The 16,470-nt window shown below is 68.7% G+C and carries 10 protein-coding genes; 3 read left to right on the top strand and 7 right to left on the bottom strand.

Annotated features, from left to right (window positions below; genetic code table 11):
- Positions 1-149: 149 nt before the first annotated feature.
- Positions 150-1,334 (bottom strand): ROK family protein, encoded by a 1,185-nt coding sequence (locus ACGFNP_RS05515; protein WP_393315129.1) that lies wholly within the window; start codon positions 1,332-1,334, stop codon positions 150-152.
- 303 nt (positions 1,335-1,637) lie between these two features.
- Here ACGFNP_RS05515 and ACGFNP_RS05520 point away from each other — a divergent pair, with 303 nt between their 5' ends.
- From ACGFNP_RS05520 to ACGFNP_RS05530, 3 genes are read left to right on the top strand one after another with little or no spacing between them, the layout of a single operon-like run.
- Positions 1,638-3,293, top strand: a complete 1,656-nt coding sequence (locus tag ACGFNP_RS05520) for a sugar ABC transporter substrate-binding protein (RefSeq protein ID WP_393315132.1) — start codon at positions 1,638-1,640, stop codon at positions 3,291-3,293.
- On the top strand, positions 3,280-4,296 hold the full coding sequence (locus ACGFNP_RS05525) for an ABC transporter permease subunit (protein WP_358327035.1): 1,017 nt from the start codon (positions 3,280-3,282) through the stop codon (positions 4,294-4,296). The genes ACGFNP_RS05520 and ACGFNP_RS05525 overlap by 14 nt, the downstream gene beginning before the upstream one ends.
- Positions 4,297-4,298: 2 nt before the next feature.
- Positions 4,299-5,189: a carbohydrate ABC transporter permease gene (locus ACGFNP_RS05530; RefSeq protein ID WP_393315135.1), complete on the top strand. Its 891-nt coding sequence runs from the start codon at positions 4,299-4,301 to the stop codon at positions 5,187-5,189.
- A gap of 44 nt (positions 5,190-5,233) precedes the next feature.
- On the opposite strand, the gene ACGFNP_RS05535 is transcribed toward ACGFNP_RS05530, so the two are convergent.
- The 6 genes from ACGFNP_RS05535 to ACGFNP_RS05560 form a co-directional block, all read right to left on the bottom strand.
- Positions 5,234-7,945: a cellulose binding domain-containing protein gene (locus ACGFNP_RS05535; protein ID WP_358327031.1), complete on the bottom strand. Its 2,712-nt coding sequence runs from the start codon at positions 7,943-7,945 to the stop codon at positions 5,234-5,236.
- A gap of 177 nt (positions 7,946-8,122) precedes the next feature.
- The gene (locus ACGFNP_RS05540) at positions 8,123-11,050 is read right to left on the bottom strand and encodes a glycoside hydrolase family 3 C-terminal domain-containing protein (protein WP_393315138.1); all 2,928 of its coding nucleotides are present in this window, start codon (positions 11,048-11,050) and stop codon (positions 8,123-8,125) included.
- A gap of 11 nt (positions 11,051-11,061) precedes the next feature.
- The gene (locus ACGFNP_RS05545) at positions 11,062-11,874 is read right to left on the bottom strand and encodes a carbohydrate ABC transporter permease (RefSeq protein WP_358327027.1); all 813 of its coding nucleotides are present in this window, start codon (positions 11,872-11,874) and stop codon (positions 11,062-11,064) included.
- Complete coding sequence (locus ACGFNP_RS05550) at positions 11,871-12,737, bottom strand: sugar ABC transporter permease (RefSeq protein ID WP_358327025.1); 867 nt, start codon at positions 12,735-12,737, stop codon at positions 11,871-11,873. Before ACGFNP_RS05550 ends, ACGFNP_RS05545 begins: the two co-directional genes overlap by 4 nt.
- On the bottom strand, positions 12,727-14,034 hold the full coding sequence (locus ACGFNP_RS05555; protein WP_358327023.1) for an extracellular solute-binding protein: 1,308 nt from the start codon (positions 14,032-14,034) through the stop codon (positions 12,727-12,729). Before ACGFNP_RS05555 ends, ACGFNP_RS05550 begins: the two co-directional genes overlap by 11 nt.
- Positions 14,031-16,400: a TIM-barrel domain-containing protein gene (locus tag ACGFNP_RS05560; RefSeq protein ID WP_358327022.1), complete on the bottom strand. Its 2,370-nt coding sequence runs from the start codon at positions 16,398-16,400 to the stop codon at positions 14,031-14,033. The genes ACGFNP_RS05555 and ACGFNP_RS05560 overlap by 4 nt, the downstream gene beginning before the upstream one ends.
- Positions 16,401-16,470: the final 70 nt, after the last annotated feature.

A 16,470-nucleotide genomic window follows, 5' to 3' on the forward strand; every position in this document is an offset into this window, starting at 1 on the left:
CCTCTGAGAGCGTCGAAACGCTTCGACTAGCGGGCGGGAGCGCGCCTCTGTCGAAGCGCTTCGATAGCCGGTCCAGAAAAACCCCGCCCGGTTACACGAGTGTTTCGGAACGGAGTTCTTCTGAAGGGTGCACGCGTCCGCGAGCGGGGTCAAGAGATTCGCGGCAATCTTCCTGAATCGACGGAGTCGAGCACCCGGGCCGCCCCGCCGAGCGCGGCCGCGTCATAGCCGAGGGACGACATCACCACCTGGCAGCCGCCGGCCTCCGGTGCGATCGTGCGCTCGCGTACCTCGGCCTGGACCGCGGGCAGCAGCCAGGGCGCCAGCGGCACGTAGTAGCCCCCGAGGATCACCACCTGGGGGTTGAGCAGGTTGGCCAGGATGGCCACCCCGCGGCCGAGGTCGCGGCCCACGCCGCCGAGCAGGGCGAGGGTGCGGGCGTCGCCCGCGCGGGCCCGCCGGACGACCTCCTCGATCTCCAGCTCCACCTCGACCGGCGAGGGCGAGGCGTGCTCCAGCACCGCGCCGATGCCGGCCACCGCTTCGAGGCAGCCGATCCGGCCGCAGCGGCACTCCGGGCCCTGCGGGTCGATCTGGATGTGGCCGATCTCGCCGCTGTAGCCGCGGCCGCCGCGCCGCAGCCGCCCGTCGAGGATGACCCCGGCGCCCACGCCCATCTCACCGGTGAGGTAGACCAGGTCGGAGACCGCCCCGTGGGGGCCGAACCGGTGCTCGGCCAGGGCGCCGAGGTTGGCGTCGTTGTCGGCCTGGATGGGGAAGCCGGGATCGCGCAGCGCCTTGGCGAGGTCGCCGCTCACGTCGGTGTCGAGCCAGCCGAGGTTGGGCGCCACCCGTACGACGCCCTGCCCGTCGACCAGGCCGGGCACGGCCACGGTCAGGCCGAGGATCTGCTTGTCCTCCTTGGCCATGCGGTTGACCACCCGCCGGACGATCGCGGCGACGGCGGCCACGGAGCCGGGGAAGGCGCGCCGCCAGGACAGCAGCCGCTCCCCCGCCAGGTCGACGGCGACGGCCGTCACGTAGTCGACGTTGATCTCCAGCCCGATCGCCGCGTACGGCGAGCCGTCCAGCACCAGCATCGTGGCCGGCCTCCCCACCCGGTTCTCGGTCAGGCCGGTCTCCCGGACGAGCCGGCGGTCGATCAGGTCGGCCACCAGGCTCGACACGGTCGCCTTGTTCAGGCCGGTGGAGGCCGCGATGTCGGCCCGGGAGCAGGGCGCGTGCTCGCGGACGAAGCGCAGCACGACGGCCAGATTGGTGGCCCGCACATCGGCGAAGTCGGCCGGCTGCGGGTCGGTCGATGAGGTGATCACAGTCAGTCCCGTCCGTCAGGCCGTCGCGGGCGGTCATGCCGCGCTACCAGTGTGCGCCGTTCCTGGGTGTTCCCACGCCATCGGCGAGAGCCGGGCGGGCCCTCGTGGGCGGCGGCAGCTCTCCGGAGGGAGCCGGCAGGGAATCTCATCTCACTCCCGACATCAATCTGTGACCGGCGGCACACCTTGTGGTGAGCGTGGCCTCGGGTTTAGTTTGTTTGGTCATTAGACGAACTAATTCTAGCCCGTAGGCATCCGGTTCCGACACCCCTCATCCTGCTCCGACGAACGAAGGGAGCCGTCATGACACCGTCGATGACTCGCCGTGGATTTCTCGGCCTGGCCGGTCTCACCACACTCGCCGCCTGCTCCGCCCCGACCGGGACCAGGCCCGGCTCGAGCGGCGCGACCGCGGCGGCCGCCGACAAGCTGACCAAACTGGCGCCGGCCTACATCGAGTTCGCCGGCGTCAAGCCCGATCTGGCCGGTACGGTCTCCAACCTGCCGGGCGTGCCGGGCATCGCCGGCGGCTTCACCACCTACCCGGCCAGCCCCACCGCGGCGCTCACCCAGAAGGCGGGCAAGGGCGGCAGCTACAAGGCGATGACCCCGCTGTGGGGGCCGCCGCCGCCCGGACTGGCGAGCAACTCCTACTTCCAGGCGGTCAACGCCGACATCGGCGCGACGCTCGAGTTCCAGATCGCCGACGGCAACACCTACGCCGACAAGGCGATCGCCCGGCTGGCCTCCGGCGACCTGCCCGACATCTTCGCCCTGCCGAGCTGGGAGATCGACAAGATGGCGGACTTCAACACCGCCGTGGACAAGGCGTTCGAGGACCTCACTCCCTACCTGCAGGGCGACAAGGTCAAGCCGTACCCGCTGCTGGCCAACCTGCCGACCGCCTCATGGGAGTGGTCGGTGTGGAACGGCAAGCTGATGGCGGTCCCCTACCCCACCGAGCCCTTCCCGTACGGCCTGCTCTACCGCAAGGACCTGTTCGAGAAGAACGGCTGGAACCAGAACCCCAAGACCGCCGACGAGCTCTACCAGCTCGGCAAGACGATCACCGACCCGAAGGCCAAGCGCTGGGCGTTCGGCGACATCCACGAGATGGCCTGGCCCATCTTCGGTGTCCCGCAGGAGTGGCGCTACGCGGGCGGCAAGCTGGTGAACAAGTACGAGACGCCGGAGTTCGAGGAGATGCTGGCGTGGATGCGCAAGCTCTTCGCCGAGGGGCTCATCCATCCGAACGTCGCCAGCAGCAAGGGCGCCAACGAGAAGGACCTGATCGGCGCGGGCCAGATCACGGTCTACCGGGACGGCTTCGGCGCCTGGAAGGAACTGCTCCAGCAGCACACCGCCAAGAACCCCGACTTCGCGCTGGGCGTCTTCCCGCTGTTCGCGCATGACGGCGGCACGCCGATCATGTACCACAACAACGCGGCGGGCATGTTCACCTTCATCAAGAAGGGGCTGCCGAAGGAGAAGGTGGAGGAGATCCTGTCCATCTTCAACTGGTGCGCCGCGCCGTACGGGACCAAGGAGTACGAGCTCTCCAACTTCGGGATCAAGGACAAGCACTTCACCCTGGACGCCAAGGGCATCCCGCAGAGCACGGACCTGGGCCGCAAGGAGGTCGCCTACACCTACGGCTTCCTGGGCGGCCGCCCCCTCTACGTGGACTGGCCCTTCCCCGAGGCGGCCAAGGCCAACATCGAGTGGCAGAACACCTCCTTCAAGTACATCGAGAAGACGCCGTTCGACGGGATCAGGATCCAGCGGCCCGCCAAGTACGCGGGTCTGCAGGTGCCGACCGAGGACAAGTTCACCGACATCATGCGTGGCCGCCGGCCGGTCAGCGACGCCAAGCAGATCGCGGCGGAGTGGCGGCGCGACGGCGGCGACGAGGCGCGCGAGTTCTACATGAAGGTCCTGCGGGACAATGGCCGCGCCTGACCACGTCGCGGTCGAGCGTTCCCCGGCCGGAACTCCGGCTTCACCCGGCCGCCCGCGCACCACCCGGACAAGGGCTCAGCAGCGGGCCAAGCACGGCTCGCTGCGGACCCGGTTCCGGCGCGACTGGCAGCTGCTGCTCATGACCGTGCCGGCGATCGGGCTGCTACTGCTGTTCCACTACGTGCCGCTGCTCGGCAACGTGATCGCCTTCCAGGACTACTCCCCCTACGTCGGCATCAAGGACAGCCCGTGGGTGGGGATGTCGAACTTCCAGTGGCTGATGTTCGACGAGAGCTTCTGGGACGCGACGATCAACACGCTGTCGATCACCACGTTCCAGCTCATCTTCTACTTCCCGCTGCCGATCCTGCTGGCCATCCTGCTCGACAGCGTCGTACGTCCCCGCCTGCGGCTGTTCATCCAGGGCATCGTGTACATGCCGCACTTCTTCTCGTGGGTCCTGGTCGTCACCCTGTTCCAGCAGATGTTCGGCGGCGCGGGGCTGCTCGCGCAGATCCTGCGCGACCACGGCTTCTCGGGCCTGGACATCATGACAAATCCGGACACGTTTATGCTGCTGGTCACCGCTGAGACGGTCTGGAAGGACGCGGGCTGGGGGACGATCATCTTCCTGGCGGCGCTGGCGGCCATCAACCCCCACCTCTACGAGGCCGCCGCCGTGGACGGCGCCTCCCGCTGGCGGCGGCTGTGGCACATCACGCTGCCCGGCCTGCGCCCGGTGTTCGTGCTGCTGCTGATCCTGCGGCTGGGCGACGCGCTCAACGTCGGCTTCGAGCAGTTCTTCCTGCAGCGCGACGCCGTCGGCCGGGACGCCGCCGAGGTGCTCGACACGTTCATGTACTGGCGCACACTGCTGACCGGCGAGTGGAGCTACGGCGCCGCGGCCGGCCTGGTCAAGGGCGTGGCCGGGCTGATCCTGATCCTCATAGCCAACAAGGTCGCCCATCGGTTCGGCGAGCAGGGAATCTACAAACGATCATGACTATGCCTGCCTGGGCCGAGCGGCCCACCCGGTTCGGCGCGAGTGTCAAGGGGCTGGTGCTGGCCCTCATCGTGGCCGCCGTGCTGTTCCCGATCTACATGGTCGTGCTGACCAGCCTGTCCACGCAGGAGACGGTGTCGAAGGCGGGTGGCCTGGTCACCGTGCCGGGCGAGCTGTCCTTCGCCGCCTACGAGCAGCTGTTCGCGGGCGGGGTGGTGAGCCGGTCGATCGCGGTGAGCCTCGGGGTGACCGTCGTCGGGACCCTGCTCAGCCTGTCGGTCACGGTCCTGGCGGCCTACGGGCTGTCGCGGCCCGGTTCGCTGCTGCACCGGCCGATGCTGTTCCTCGTGCTGCTGACCTTCCTGTTCGGGCCCGGCATGATCCCGAGCTACCTGCTGGTCAGCTCGCTGGGGCTGATCGACTCGTACTGGGCGCTGATCCTGCCGACCGCCGTCACCGCGTTCAACCTGGTCGTCATGCGGGCCTTCTTCATGAACATCCCGGAGGAGGTCACCGACAGCGCGCGGATCGACGGGGCGAGCGAGTTCCGCATCCTGTGGCGGATCGTGCTGCCCATGTCCAAGGGCGTCACGGCGGTGATCGGGCTGTTCTACGCGGTCGGCTACTGGAACGCCTTCTTCAACGCGACCCTCTACCTCAACGACAACACCAAATGGCCGCTGCAGGTGGTGCTGCGGCAGTTCGTCCTGCAGGGGCAGTCGATGTTCGTCGGCCAGACGGGTGACACCGCCGTCGGGGGGCACGCGCTGCCGCCGAGCCTGGCCATCCAGATGGCCATCGTGACGCTGGCGCTGATCCCGGTGCTGGTGATCTACCCGTTCGTGCAGAAGCACTTCACCAAGGGCGTCATCATCGGGGCCGTCAAGGGCTGACCGAGGGAGGGGCGCCGGGGACGGGCCCCTCCCTCTTCGTGTTGTCAGGCGGGCGTGCAGGTGACTGTGGTGGGTGGGTTGTTGGCAGTGGTCCAGCTGCCGTTGAAGCCGAACGTCGTGCTGGCACCGGAGTCCAGCGCGCCGTTGTAGCCGGCGTTGACGACCTTGACGGCGGCGCCGGTCTGGGTGTGGACGCCGTTCCAGAGCTGGGTGATCGTCTGGCCGCTGGGGAAGGTCCAGTTGACCGTCCAGCCGGTGATGGCGACCGTGCCGGAGTTCTTCACCGTCACCCCGGCCGAGAAGCCGCCCTGCCACTGGGTGCCCGGCGCGTAGGTCGCCGCGCACGCCTTGCCCGGAACCGGCGTCGGCGTGGGTGTCGGGGTGGGCGTGGGTGTCGGCGTCGGGGTGGGCGTCGGGGTCGGGGTGGGCGTCGGGGTCGGGGTGGGCATGGGGCCGGTGCGGTCGCCGTAGATGATGCCGCGGCCGTTGGTGCCGAAGTAGACGCGGCCGTAGATACGCGGGTCGCCGGTGAGCGCCTCGCCCATGTTGGCGTACTGGTGCTTGTCATCGTTGATCCGCACCCATGAGGCGCCCGCGTCGTCGGAGCGGAACAGCCCGTGCACCCCGTCGACCAGGCCGACCAGATAGATCGACAGGTAGGAGGCGCCGGGTGCCGCCTTGCCGAAGCCGACGTTCTCGGCTGCGGTGACGTTGGCGAGCCTGGTGAAGGTGGCGCCGGAGTCGGTCGAGCGCCACAGGCCGTACGTGCCCGCCGGGTCGTACTTGCCGGTCGACGGGGAGCCGCCGGCCAGCCAGATGTGGCCCTCCTTGCCGGGTACGGCCTTGAACTTGACGGTGGCGGCGCCGGTGGGCAGACCGGTGGCGGCGGACTGGGTGAAGGCGGCGCCCGCGTTGGTGCTGACGTAGAACTTGCCGCCGGACCAGCCGTAGAACTTGTTCGGGTTGACCCGGTCGGAGCGCACCTGCGCGGCGGCCGGGATGCCGGTGGAGGCGGTCCACGAGCTGCCCGAGTCGGTCGAGCGGCTCACCGCGCCGCCGGTGGGCGACCACACCGTGGCGCCGGCGTTGGCCGAGATCGCGACGCTGCCGCCCTGGGTGACCCCACCCGGTTCGCTGCTGGCCTGCCACCAGTTGGCGCCACCGTTGGAGGAGAAGCCGAGGCGGGTCACCCCGGCCGTGTCGTTGTCACCGGCGCGGACCATGTTCGACGGGCTGAGCTCGGCGTAGTCCATGCTCCTGGTGGTGACGTGGTTGGGCTGGGTGTACATCATGGGCGGCACGGCGTCGAGGTTGCTGTGCACGAAGCCGCCGATGTCGCCGACCGCCGAGAGCAGCGGCGCCCCGGACGGCGGGCTGATCAGGTCGAGGACGGCGGTCTCCTCCAGCCCCTCGATGAACGGCTTGATGGTGATCTTGCCGCCGGCGACGTCCCACTGCTTGAGGTTGGTGGTGCCGTAGATGGTGGCGCCGGTGCCGTACAGCAGCCGGTTGGAGTCGAACGGGTCGATCTCCATCGCCTCGGTCATCCAGCCGAGCTTGGGGGTGATCTCGGGCGGCTGCGGGTTGCCCATGGCCAGCCACGGATGCGAGGAGACGTCCTGGGTGTAGCGGAAGGTCCGGTTGGGGTAGCCGTTCCAGTCCCAGATCCGCGTCCAGGTGGCGCCGCTGTCGGTGCTGCGGAACATGATGTTGTCCGGCCACCACGACACCTGGCTGGCGACCATGATGGTGCTCGGGTTCTGCCGGTCGATGGTCATGCCGCTGAAGCCGTAGTAGCGGTCGGCGTCGGGGGTCGGGGTGATCTCGGTCCAGGTGCCGGTGGCGGTGGCGTAGCGCCACACCTCGCCGTCCTCGCCCACGTACGGGCCGCCGGTGTTGCCGGTGGCCAGGTAGAGGTAGCCGTTGACGGCGTCGAGCACGCCCTTGTGCGGGATGTAGCCGGTCGGCTGTCCGGCCACCCGGCTCCAGGTGGCGCCGCCGTCGGTGGAGCGGTAGACGTTGTTGTCCTTGTCCGCCACCCCGGCGTAGATCGTCTTGGTGGCGGTGCCCGCCGAGCCGGTGCGCGGGTCGAAGGTGATCCAGGGGATGCCCTGGGTCATCGTGTTGTAGTTGTAGGTGGTGTCGTTCGGGTCCTGGGCGAAGTTGCCGACGTTCGGGAAGCTGGTGACCTTGGCCCAGGTGACGCCGTAGTCGGTGCTCTTCCACAGGCCGTTCTTGTTGGCGGTGCCGTAGAACAGGATGTTGTTCTTGTTCGGGTCGATGACCAGGCGCTCACCCATACCGCGGCCCGGCATGTTGCCGAAGCCCTTGAACGGCAGCTCGGTGGCGGCCCAGGTGGCGCCCCGGTCGGTGGAGCGCAGGATCGCGCCGTTGTTGGGGTCCCAGTCGTTGGTGTACATGCCGGTGGCGACGTAGACCCGGTTCGGGTCGACGGGGTCGGTGGCGACGCTGACGCCGCCGACCCAGTTCCACTTGTCCCAGCCGATCGAGTCGAGCAGCGGCACCCACTTGGTCTTGTCCCAGCGGTAGACGCCGCCGATGTCGGTCCTGGCGTAGATGAGGTCCTTTTCCTTCTGGTTGAAGATGATGCCGGGGACGAAGCCGCCGCCGCCGATCTTCACTCCCTTGAACGCGTACGGATCCGCGGCGACGGCGCCGACCGGCGCCATCCGCACGACCACCATCGTCACGACGACGGCGGCCATCGCGAGCAGGCTGAACAACCTTCTTCGCATGAGCGGTTTCCCTCTCCGGGGCGTGCGGGCCCCACAGCAGCAGATGACCGCCATGCACGACCGGGTACAGGACCCTGCCGTCGCCGTTCCAGCGCGCATGGTATCGAGGCCCCGAAACCTCACTCAGAGGCTCACACAGCCTCCGAGTGAGGTCAATAGTTTGGTTATTAACCAAACTTACTTCGTGAGTGCCAGATCCCTGATCCGCAGGTCGCCCTTGAAGACCACGTAGAGGTCCCGGACCCCGGTGGCTCCGGACAACCTCGCCGACGCCGTGCCGTACTGGTAGATGCCGCCCGTGGCCGGGACCGCGACGGTGGCGAGCAGCGCCCCCGACGGAGAGCCCGAGCGGACCTCGAAGGAGCCGCCGGCCACCGAGGACACGCCGGCGGTGATGCCGGTGAGCCCGCCGCGCAGGTCGGCGCCGGCGAACTTCAGCCAGTCGCCGGCGGACGCCCCGATCGCTTCGCCGCGCTCCTTCGAGGTGTCGACCAGGTCGACGCCGGAGTAGTCGTCGAAGTCGATCGCCCGGGTGCTCCTGGTCAGGTCGCGGGGCGGGATCCGCTCGCCGCTCACCTGGAGCGTCGTGCGCTGCCTGATGGCCGAGGAGGAGGAGCCGACCAGGACGTCGTGGGTGGCCGTCTCCACGGCCCACTTGCCACGGGTGACGTCCCACAGAGCCAGGTCGGCCTTCTTCACGGTCAGCTTCACCGTACGGCTCTCGCCGGGCCGCAGCGAGACACGGGTGAAGCCGCGCAACTGCTTGATCGGCTGGCTCACGCGCGAGCTCTGCTGGTGGGTGTAGAGCTGGACGACCTCGTCACCGGCCCGCGACCCGGTGTTGGTGACCTTGACGGTGACGTCGTAGGAGTCGCCGCGCGGGGTCACCTTCAGGCCCTGGTAGCCGAAGCTGGTGTAGCTGAGGCCGTGGCCGAAGGCGTAGAGCGGGTCACCCCGGTGATAGAGGTAGGTCATCCCGGTCTTGGTGATGTCGTAGTTCAAAATGTCGGGCAGGTCGTCGGACCGGTACCAGGTCTGGGTCAGCCGGCCGCCCGGGTCGCGGTCGCCGAAGAGCACGTCGGCGAGCGCGTGCCCGGTCTCGGCACCGGCGTGGGTGGTCCAGAGCAGGGACGGGGTGTCCACGTTCATCGTGGTGGGGTAGCTGTCCTCCAGGACGACCACGGTGTTGGGGTTGGCCGCCCGTACGGCCTTGATCAGCTCCTGCTGGCCCTGGCCGAGCGCGAGACTGGACCGGTCGTGGTTCTCCCGGCCGTAGACGAACGGGTTGCTGCCGACCACGACCACCGCCGCGTCGGCGCCCTTGGCCGCGGCCGCCGCGGTCTCGGCGCCGCTCTGGACGACCTCCCTGGCGAAGTGCGCCGCGGCGGCCTTCGTCCCGGTGCCGAGCGTGCCGTCCGCGCCGACGGTCACGTAGTGCTCGGGGAAGGGCCACCAGCCCTCGTTGACCTCGTAGCCGACGTACTGGATCAGGTACGTGCCGTCCGCCTGGCGCTCCATCCGGAACTGCTGCTGGACGAACCAGCCGCCCGGTACGTCGGAGTTGGTGACGTACGGCCCGAAGTTGCCGGTCAGCAGCTTGCCGTTGCCCGCGTTGCGCAGGGTCGAGACGTCACCGGTCCAGTCGGTCTGGTCCCAGGTCGAGGCGCCGCCGGGGGCGGTGTCCGACACGACGACGTTCTGGCCCGTGGTGCCGGTCGCGGTCACGTACTTGCCGCTGGCCAGGTCCTTGAGCGCGATCCGGTCCAGCGCGTCGGCGCCGGTCACCGCCGCGTTCGCGCCGAGCCGCTCCTTGATGCCGTCGAGCGGGGTCACCTGGTAGGGCATGGTGCCGCCGTACCAGTCGCTGAACAGGGTGTCCTGCAGCGGCCCGAGCACCGCGACCTTCTTGAGGGAGGGCGAGAGCGGCAGCGTCTTACCGGAGTTCTTGAGCAGGACCATCGCCTTGCCGGCGGTCTCCCTGTTGAGCCGCTGGTTCGCTGCCGAGTTGATCACGTCCTTGGTGATCTTCGCGTACGGCCCGCCGTCCGGGTCGAGCTGGCCGAGCCGGATCCTGATCGACAGCACGTGCCGTACGGCCTGGTCGATGTCGGCCACGGTGATCAGGCCCTGGGAGAGGGCGGCGGTCAGGTTCGCGGTCATGGGGGCGGGGTCGTCGCTGTTGACCGTGAAGCTGTCGAGCCCGGCCTTGAGCGTCGCGGCGACGGCCTCGGGCTTGGTGTCGTAGTAGTGCTCGTACTCCTGGAGCGCGTCGGGCGCCCAGGCGTCGCTCACGTTGTAGAGGTCCTTGTCCGTCCACGAGCGCACGACCTCGTCGAGGTCGGGGTTGACCGTGTTCGGGCGCCCGTTGACCAGGTTGTAGGAGGCCATGACGCCGGTGGCGGCGTCGGCGGAGATGGCCGGCTTGAAGGCGGCCTCGTCGTACTCGTGCTTGACCCGGGGCCGCAGGTTGGAGGAGGTGAGGCCGCGCAGGTACTCGTTGTTGTTGGCCAGGTAGTGCTTGAGCACCGGCGCGGTCTTGAGGTAGACGGGGTCGTCGCCGGACAGGCCCTTGCCGTAGGCGGTGGAGATGGCGCCGGTCAGCAGCGGGTCCTCGGAGTAGCCTTCCTCGTTGCGCCCCCAGCGTGGGTCGCGCAGCAGGTTGACCACCGGCGCCCATACCTGGGTGCCCCACAGGACCGGGTCGATCGCGTTGTAGCCGCGCACCTCGTCGCCCACGGCCGAGCCGACCCGCTTGATCAGCTCCGGATCCCAGGTGCTGGCCAGGCCGACGGCCTGTGGGAAGACCGTGCCGCTCGCCAGCTTCTGGTTCCAGGCGTCGTTGTGGTCGTTGGACCAGGCGACGCCGTGCAGGGCCTCGGTCCCGGCCTTGAAGTACGGGATGCCGAGCCTGGGGATCGCCCGCTGCGACTGGTGCAGCAGCGAGATCTTCTCGTCGAGGGTGAGCCGGCCCAGCAGGTCGCCGACGCGCTGGTCGAGCGGCAGGGCCGGGTTCTGGTACGGCAGGACGTCGGCGGCACGCGCGGCGTTGACGGGCGCCCCGCCCATGGTGACCGCCAGTAAGACGGCCGCTAGGACTCGCTTCATTGTGGAAGCTCCTACTTGATGGCGCCGACCGTGATGCCCCGGGTCAGCGTCCGCTGGAAGATGAGGAAGAAGGCGACGGCCGGGACGATGCCGAGCAGCGCCGAGGCGCTGGACATGGTGGCGTCCATGTACTTCTCGCCCTGCAGCACGCCGAGGGCGACGGGGACCGTCTGGGTGTCGTTGGAGACCAGGAAGATGAGCGGAAGGAAGAACTCGTTCCAGGTCCAGATGAAGAAGAAGATCACCAGGACCGACAGCGTGGGCCGGCTGATCGGCACGACGATCCGCCACAGCGCCAGGAACCGCCCCGCGCCGTCCATCCGCGCCGCCTCGAGGATCTCGCGCGGGAACTGGCCGAGCACGGCGCTGAGCAGATAGGTGCCGAAGGCGGCCTGGATGACGGTGAACACGATGATCACCGCCAGTTTGGAGTCGTACAGGCCGGCCGCCTTGGCCAGGTAGTAGAGCGGGTAGGCCAGCGCCTCCTGCGGCAGCGTGTTGGCCACCAGGAACAGCACCAGGATCCAGAGCCGCCCCCGGACCCGGCCGATGCCGAGGGCGTAGGCGTTGAGCACCGACAGCACCACGGCGAGCACGGCGACGGAGCCGCTGATCACGAGGCTGTTCAGCAGCTTCTCGCCGAAGTCGACCCGGGTCCAGAACGCGATGATGCCGTCGAGGTCCAGGCCCTGCGGCGGGCTCAGCGGGCTGCCCGCCGAATACTCGGCGGGCGTCTTGAAGGCGTTGAACGTGACGATGACGAACGGGAACAGCATGACGGCGGCGAGCACCGTCATCGCGGCCAGGATCGGGTAGCGTCTCACGACTCCCGCTCCTGGACCCGCAGGAAGGCGAAGGTCACCACGACGATGATCAGCGCCAGGATGGTGGCGATGGCCGAGCCGTACCCGACGTTGGACTTCTGGAAGAAGTTCAGATACGAGAAGTACGAGGGCACCATCGTGGCGTTGGCCGGCCCGCCCCTGGTGAGCACGAAGATCGGCCCGAACACCTTGAGCGCGGCGATCGTGCAGGTCAGCAGCACGACGAAGATCTCAGGACGGATCTGCGGAATCGTGATGTGCCAGAACCTGCGCCACCACGAGGCCCCGTCGATCTCCGCCGCCTCGTGCAGCGCGGGATCGGCCCGCTGCAACCCGGCCATGAAGATGACGACCGGGTAGCCGAGCTGGAACCACACCATCACCGCCATCACGGTGGCCAGCGCGAAGTCCGGATCGCCGAGCCAGTTGACCTTCAGCCCGAAGATCTGGTTCACCGCGCCGTAGGTCGGGTGCAGCATCCAGCCCCACACCACCCCGGCCACCGCGACGGGCAGCACCTGCGGCAGGTAGTAGGCCGCCCGCAGGGCCGAGGCCGTGCGGGGGCCGAACCTCTTGCCGATGTAGTCGAACAACGCGGCGGCCAGCACCAGGCCGAGCACCGTGGGGATGATCGCCATGGCGACGATCAGCGCCACGTTGTTGGCGAACGACGTCCAGAACCGCTCGTCCCGGAACAACCGGGTGTAGTTGTCCACTCCGATCCAGGTGGGGGTGCCCACCCCTGACCAGCGGGTGAAGCTCGTCGCGACGTTCATCACGAACGGCACGACGATGACCGCGGTGAACAGCACCGCGCTGGGGATCAGGTACGGCCAGTAGCCGCGTGCCGCTCTAGTTGCCAAGGTCCGCGAGGTTCTCGGTGTAGGGCTGGGCGATCTCGTCGAGCACCTTGGCCGGGGGCTTGCTGCCGTTGATGAGGTTCTGGACGCCGGCCACGAGGACGTCGTAGTAGCCGGGGGCGGGCCAGTCGGGGTAGAAGGCCAGCTGGTCCTGCGAGGTCAGCTTGTTGAAGTTGTCGATGAGCTCCTTGCTCTTGGGGTCGGTGATGGCGGCGGCGTCGGCCGCGACCGGGACGCCGCCGGAGTTGCCGAGCAGGTTCTGGATCTCCTTGCTCATCGTGATGTCGATGAAGTCGTAGGCCAGGTCCTTCTGCTTGGACTTCTCGGGGACGACCCAGATGTTGCCGCTGGAGCCGGGGGCGAGCTGGTTGCCGGGCCACAGGAACGAGCCCCACTCGAACTTCTTGATCTCCGTCTGGAACCTGCCGTACCACCAGCTTCCAGACACCATGATCGGGAACTTGCCGCCGATGAACGCGGTGGCCATGTCCTCGGCCTTGATCCCGGCCGAGTCCTTGGCGATGTAGCCCTTCTTCACCCAGTCGGCCATGGTGTCGGCGGCGTAGGTGAACTCGGGACCGTGGAAGTCGACCTTGCCCTTGTAGAGCTCGTAGGAGTCGACCCAGGCCCGGTTGGCCTTGCTCAGCGCGAGCAGGTAGAAGATCTGCTGGGCCGGGTACTCGGCGCCGGCCGTGGAGATCGGCGTGACGCCGGCCTTGGCGAACTTGTCGAGCACGGCCGTGAACTCGTCGAAGGTCGTCGGTACCGTGACGCCGTTCTTCTTGAACAGGTCTTTGTTGTAGTAGACCATCACGTACTCGCCGTAGTTCGGCACCCCGAACCACTTGCCCGAGCCCATGATGCCCCGGTCGTCATATTTGGCGGTGGTCTGCAGGCTGGCGGAGAGCAGCTTGTCCCAGCCGCGCTTCGTCGCCTGCTCCGACAGGTCCGTCAGCAGGCCCTGCTTCGACAGCAGTCCGGCGGTGGCGTTGCCCTTGTTGTACTCCATGATGTCGGGCGCCTCGTCGGAGTTGAGCACCATGCTGGCCGTCTTCTGGATCTGCTCGAAGCCCTTCTCCTCGAACTTCACCGTCACACCGGGATGGGTCGCCTCGAACTTCTTGATCGCCGCCGCCCAGGCCTTGCCCATCGCGCCTTCGGCGCTCTCGTAGTGCCACAGCTTGAGCACGCGCGGCTGGCCGCTCGCGGCGGGCTCCTGCTTGTCCGAGCCGGAGCCGCAGGCCGTCAGGGTCAAGGCCGCGACGGCGAGCGCCGCCGCGGCACTTCTCAGCTTGATCATGGTGTCTCCTGGGAGGTGATGACCGCGCGGACCGGGGCGCCCGCCACGGGGGCGAACTCGACCCCGGCGATCCGCTTCGGCCCGGTGACGGTGACGTGCAGGGTGTCGCCGTCGCGGGTGGCGTCGACGACGGTCTCGCCGTCGAGATCGTGGACTGTGGTACGACTGTCGCCGCCCCCGAAGGCGACAAGCGTGATCTCCGAGGGGACGTCCACGGTGTCCCCAGGCGTGTCCTCGGGCGTTTTCCCGGACACGTCTCCGGGCGTTTTCCCGGACATGTCCCCGGGCGTTTTCCCGGACGCCGTAACCGGGATGAGCGCGCCGTACCGGACGAACAGCGGGATCCGGTCCAGCGGCGCGGAGACGGCACGGTAGCGCCCGCCCTCCAGCACCTCTCCGGTCCAGTAGTCGACCCACCGACCCTCCGGCAGGTACACCTGCCGGGTGCCGTCGGGCGAGGTCATGGGCGCGACCAGCAGGTCGCGGCCGAGCAGATACTCCAGGTCGGCCTGCCAGGCGACGGGGTCGCCCGGATGGTCGACGCACAGTGCCCGCATCATCGGCGCACCGGTCCGCGCCGCCTCCACGGCCGCCGAGTAGAGGTAGGGCATGAGCCGGTACCGCAGCCGCAGCGCGGCCACCGCCTCGGCCTCCACCTCGGGGAACTCCCACGGCTCCCGGCTGGTGGTGCCGTGCAGCCGAAGCAGCGGGGAGAGCGCGCCGAACTGAGTCCAGCGGACATAGAGGTCGTCAGCCGGGCGGCCGGTGAAGCCGCCCGCGTCGTGGCTCCAGAACGGCACGCCCGACAGGCCGTGGGCCAGGCCGCCGCGCAGCGTGCTGCCCATCGCCGGGTAGCTGGTGTAGGTGTCGCCGCCCCACTGGGCCGAGTGCCGCTGGCCGCCCAGGAACGACGAGCGGGCCCAGACCAGGCCGTGCCCGTTGATCTCGCGGGTCACCTCGGCGACGGCGTCGTTGAACAGCAGTGTGTAGACGTTGTGCAGGTCAGTGCCGGTCATGCCGTTGAAGGCCGTCGCGTCGTGCGGCACACCCTCGGCGAAGTCGGTCTTGAACGCCTGGACGCCCTGCTGGAGCAGGGGGCGGAGCAGGCCCTGGAACCACGCGACGGCGGCCGGATTGGTGAAGTCGACGATGCCGCAGGCCGGGTAGGAGCCGTGCCAGCAGTCGGCGACGTACGCCTCGCCGTCCGGATTCTTCAGGAAATATCCGGCTTCGGCGGCGGGGGTGAAGGCCGGGCTCAGGTGGGAGATGTAGGGGTTCATCCAGAGGCAGACCTTGAAGCCCATCCCGTCGAGCTCGTCGAGCATCCCGGCCGGGTCCGGGAAGCGGGCTTCGTCCCAGCGCAGGTCGGACCAGTGGCCGTCGGTCTGCCAGTAGGTGTCCAGGTGCAGCACGTCGCACGGGATGCCGCGCTCGCGGATCTTCCGCGCCCGCGTCATGACCCGCTCCTGGCTGTCCACGAAGAAGCCCGAGGAGATCCAGGTGCCGAACGCCCACTTCGGCGGCAGCGCCGGGCGGCAGGTCAGCCGGTCGTAGCGGTCGAGGATCTCCGGCGGCGTCGGCCCGGCGAGCACGTAGTAGTCGATCAGGTCGTCGGGGACGACGATCTGCACGACGCTGTGCGTGGACTGGCAGACGTCGAACTCCGTCGGCGCCCCACTGTCGACGACGATGCCGTATCCCCTGCTCGACTGGTAGAAGGGCACGTTCTTGTAGGCGCGCTGCGACTCGGCGCCGAAGGCGTCGAAGTTCCACATGACGGGCCGCTGGCCGCGCTTGTTGAGTGGGGTGAACGACTCCCCGAACCCGGCGAACGCCTCGTCGGCCGGTGCGGCGAAGCTCTCGTGGTAGGCCACCGTGACGCCGTCGGCGTGGGAGCGCCCGAACGGCAGCGTGCGCATCCGCCCGCTGATGTCGGTGTGCCCCGGGTCCTGCTCCACCAGCGTGGCACCGGCCGCGTCGGTGAACCGCAGCCGCCACGGGTCCAGGGTGATCTCCGCGCGCAACGAGCCCGCGTCGATGGTCAGCCCGCCGGACCGGGTCTCCACCCGGGCTTGCGCGTACGTGCCCGGGGTCACCAGGGAGATCGCCCGCGCCGAGCGGGTGCGGGCGTCCACGTCCTGGCCGAGCCGGACCCGGATCACCCCCTCGCCCGCCACCCGCACCTGCACGACCAGGCTCTCCTCCGCCGAGGTCACGCCCTTCAGCGTCACCCCCGAGTCGTCCACCGCCACCGGCTCGGCGGCGGTCAACGCGGACAGGCCCTGTTCGCCACGTGTACGGACCGGCAGCTCCGGTGGGTCGGCGACGAAGTACTCGTGCGCGACCAAGGGCGGGCGGTAGGGCATGAAAGCTCCTTCAACTGACCGGCACAGGCTCGCGAGTTAGTTTTCCGTCCCAACGAACAAACGTCAACGG

Origin of the sequence: Nonomuraea sp. NPDC049269 (genome assembly GCF_043197155.1) — a bacterium.
Classification (GTDB): domain Bacteria; phylum Actinomycetota; class Actinomycetes; order Streptosporangiales; family Streptosporangiaceae; genus Nonomuraea.

Excerpts from the sequence above, each read along its gene's own strand:
- ACGFNP_RS05540 (WP_393315138.1), bottom strand. The coding sequence starts at position 11,050 with ATGAAGCGAGTCCTAGCGGCCGTCTTACTGGCGGTCACCATGGGCGGG.
- ACGFNP_RS05535 (WP_358327031.1), bottom strand. The coding sequence starts at position 7,945 with ATGCGAAGAAGGTTGTTCAGCCTGCTCGCGATGGCCGCCGTCGTCGTG.
- ACGFNP_RS05560 (WP_358327022.1), bottom strand. The coding sequence starts at position 16,400 with ATGCCCTACCGCCCGCCCTTGGTCGCGCACGAGTACTTCGTCGCCGAC.
- ACGFNP_RS05520 (WP_393315132.1), top strand. The coding sequence starts at position 1,638 with ATGACACCGTCGATGACTCGCCGTGGATTTCTCGGCCTGGCCGGTCTC.
- ACGFNP_RS05530 (WP_393315135.1), top strand. The coding sequence starts at position 4,299 with ATGCCTGCCTGGGCCGAGCGGCCCACCCGGTTCGGCGCGAGTGTCAAG.
- ACGFNP_RS05525 (WP_358327035.1), top strand. The coding sequence starts at position 3,280 with ATGGCCGCGCCTGACCACGTCGCGGTCGAGCGTTCCCCGGCCGGAACT.
- ACGFNP_RS05555 (WP_358327023.1), bottom strand. The coding sequence starts at position 14,034 with ATGATCAAGCTGAGAAGTGCCGCGGCGGCGCTCGCCGTCGCGGCCTTG.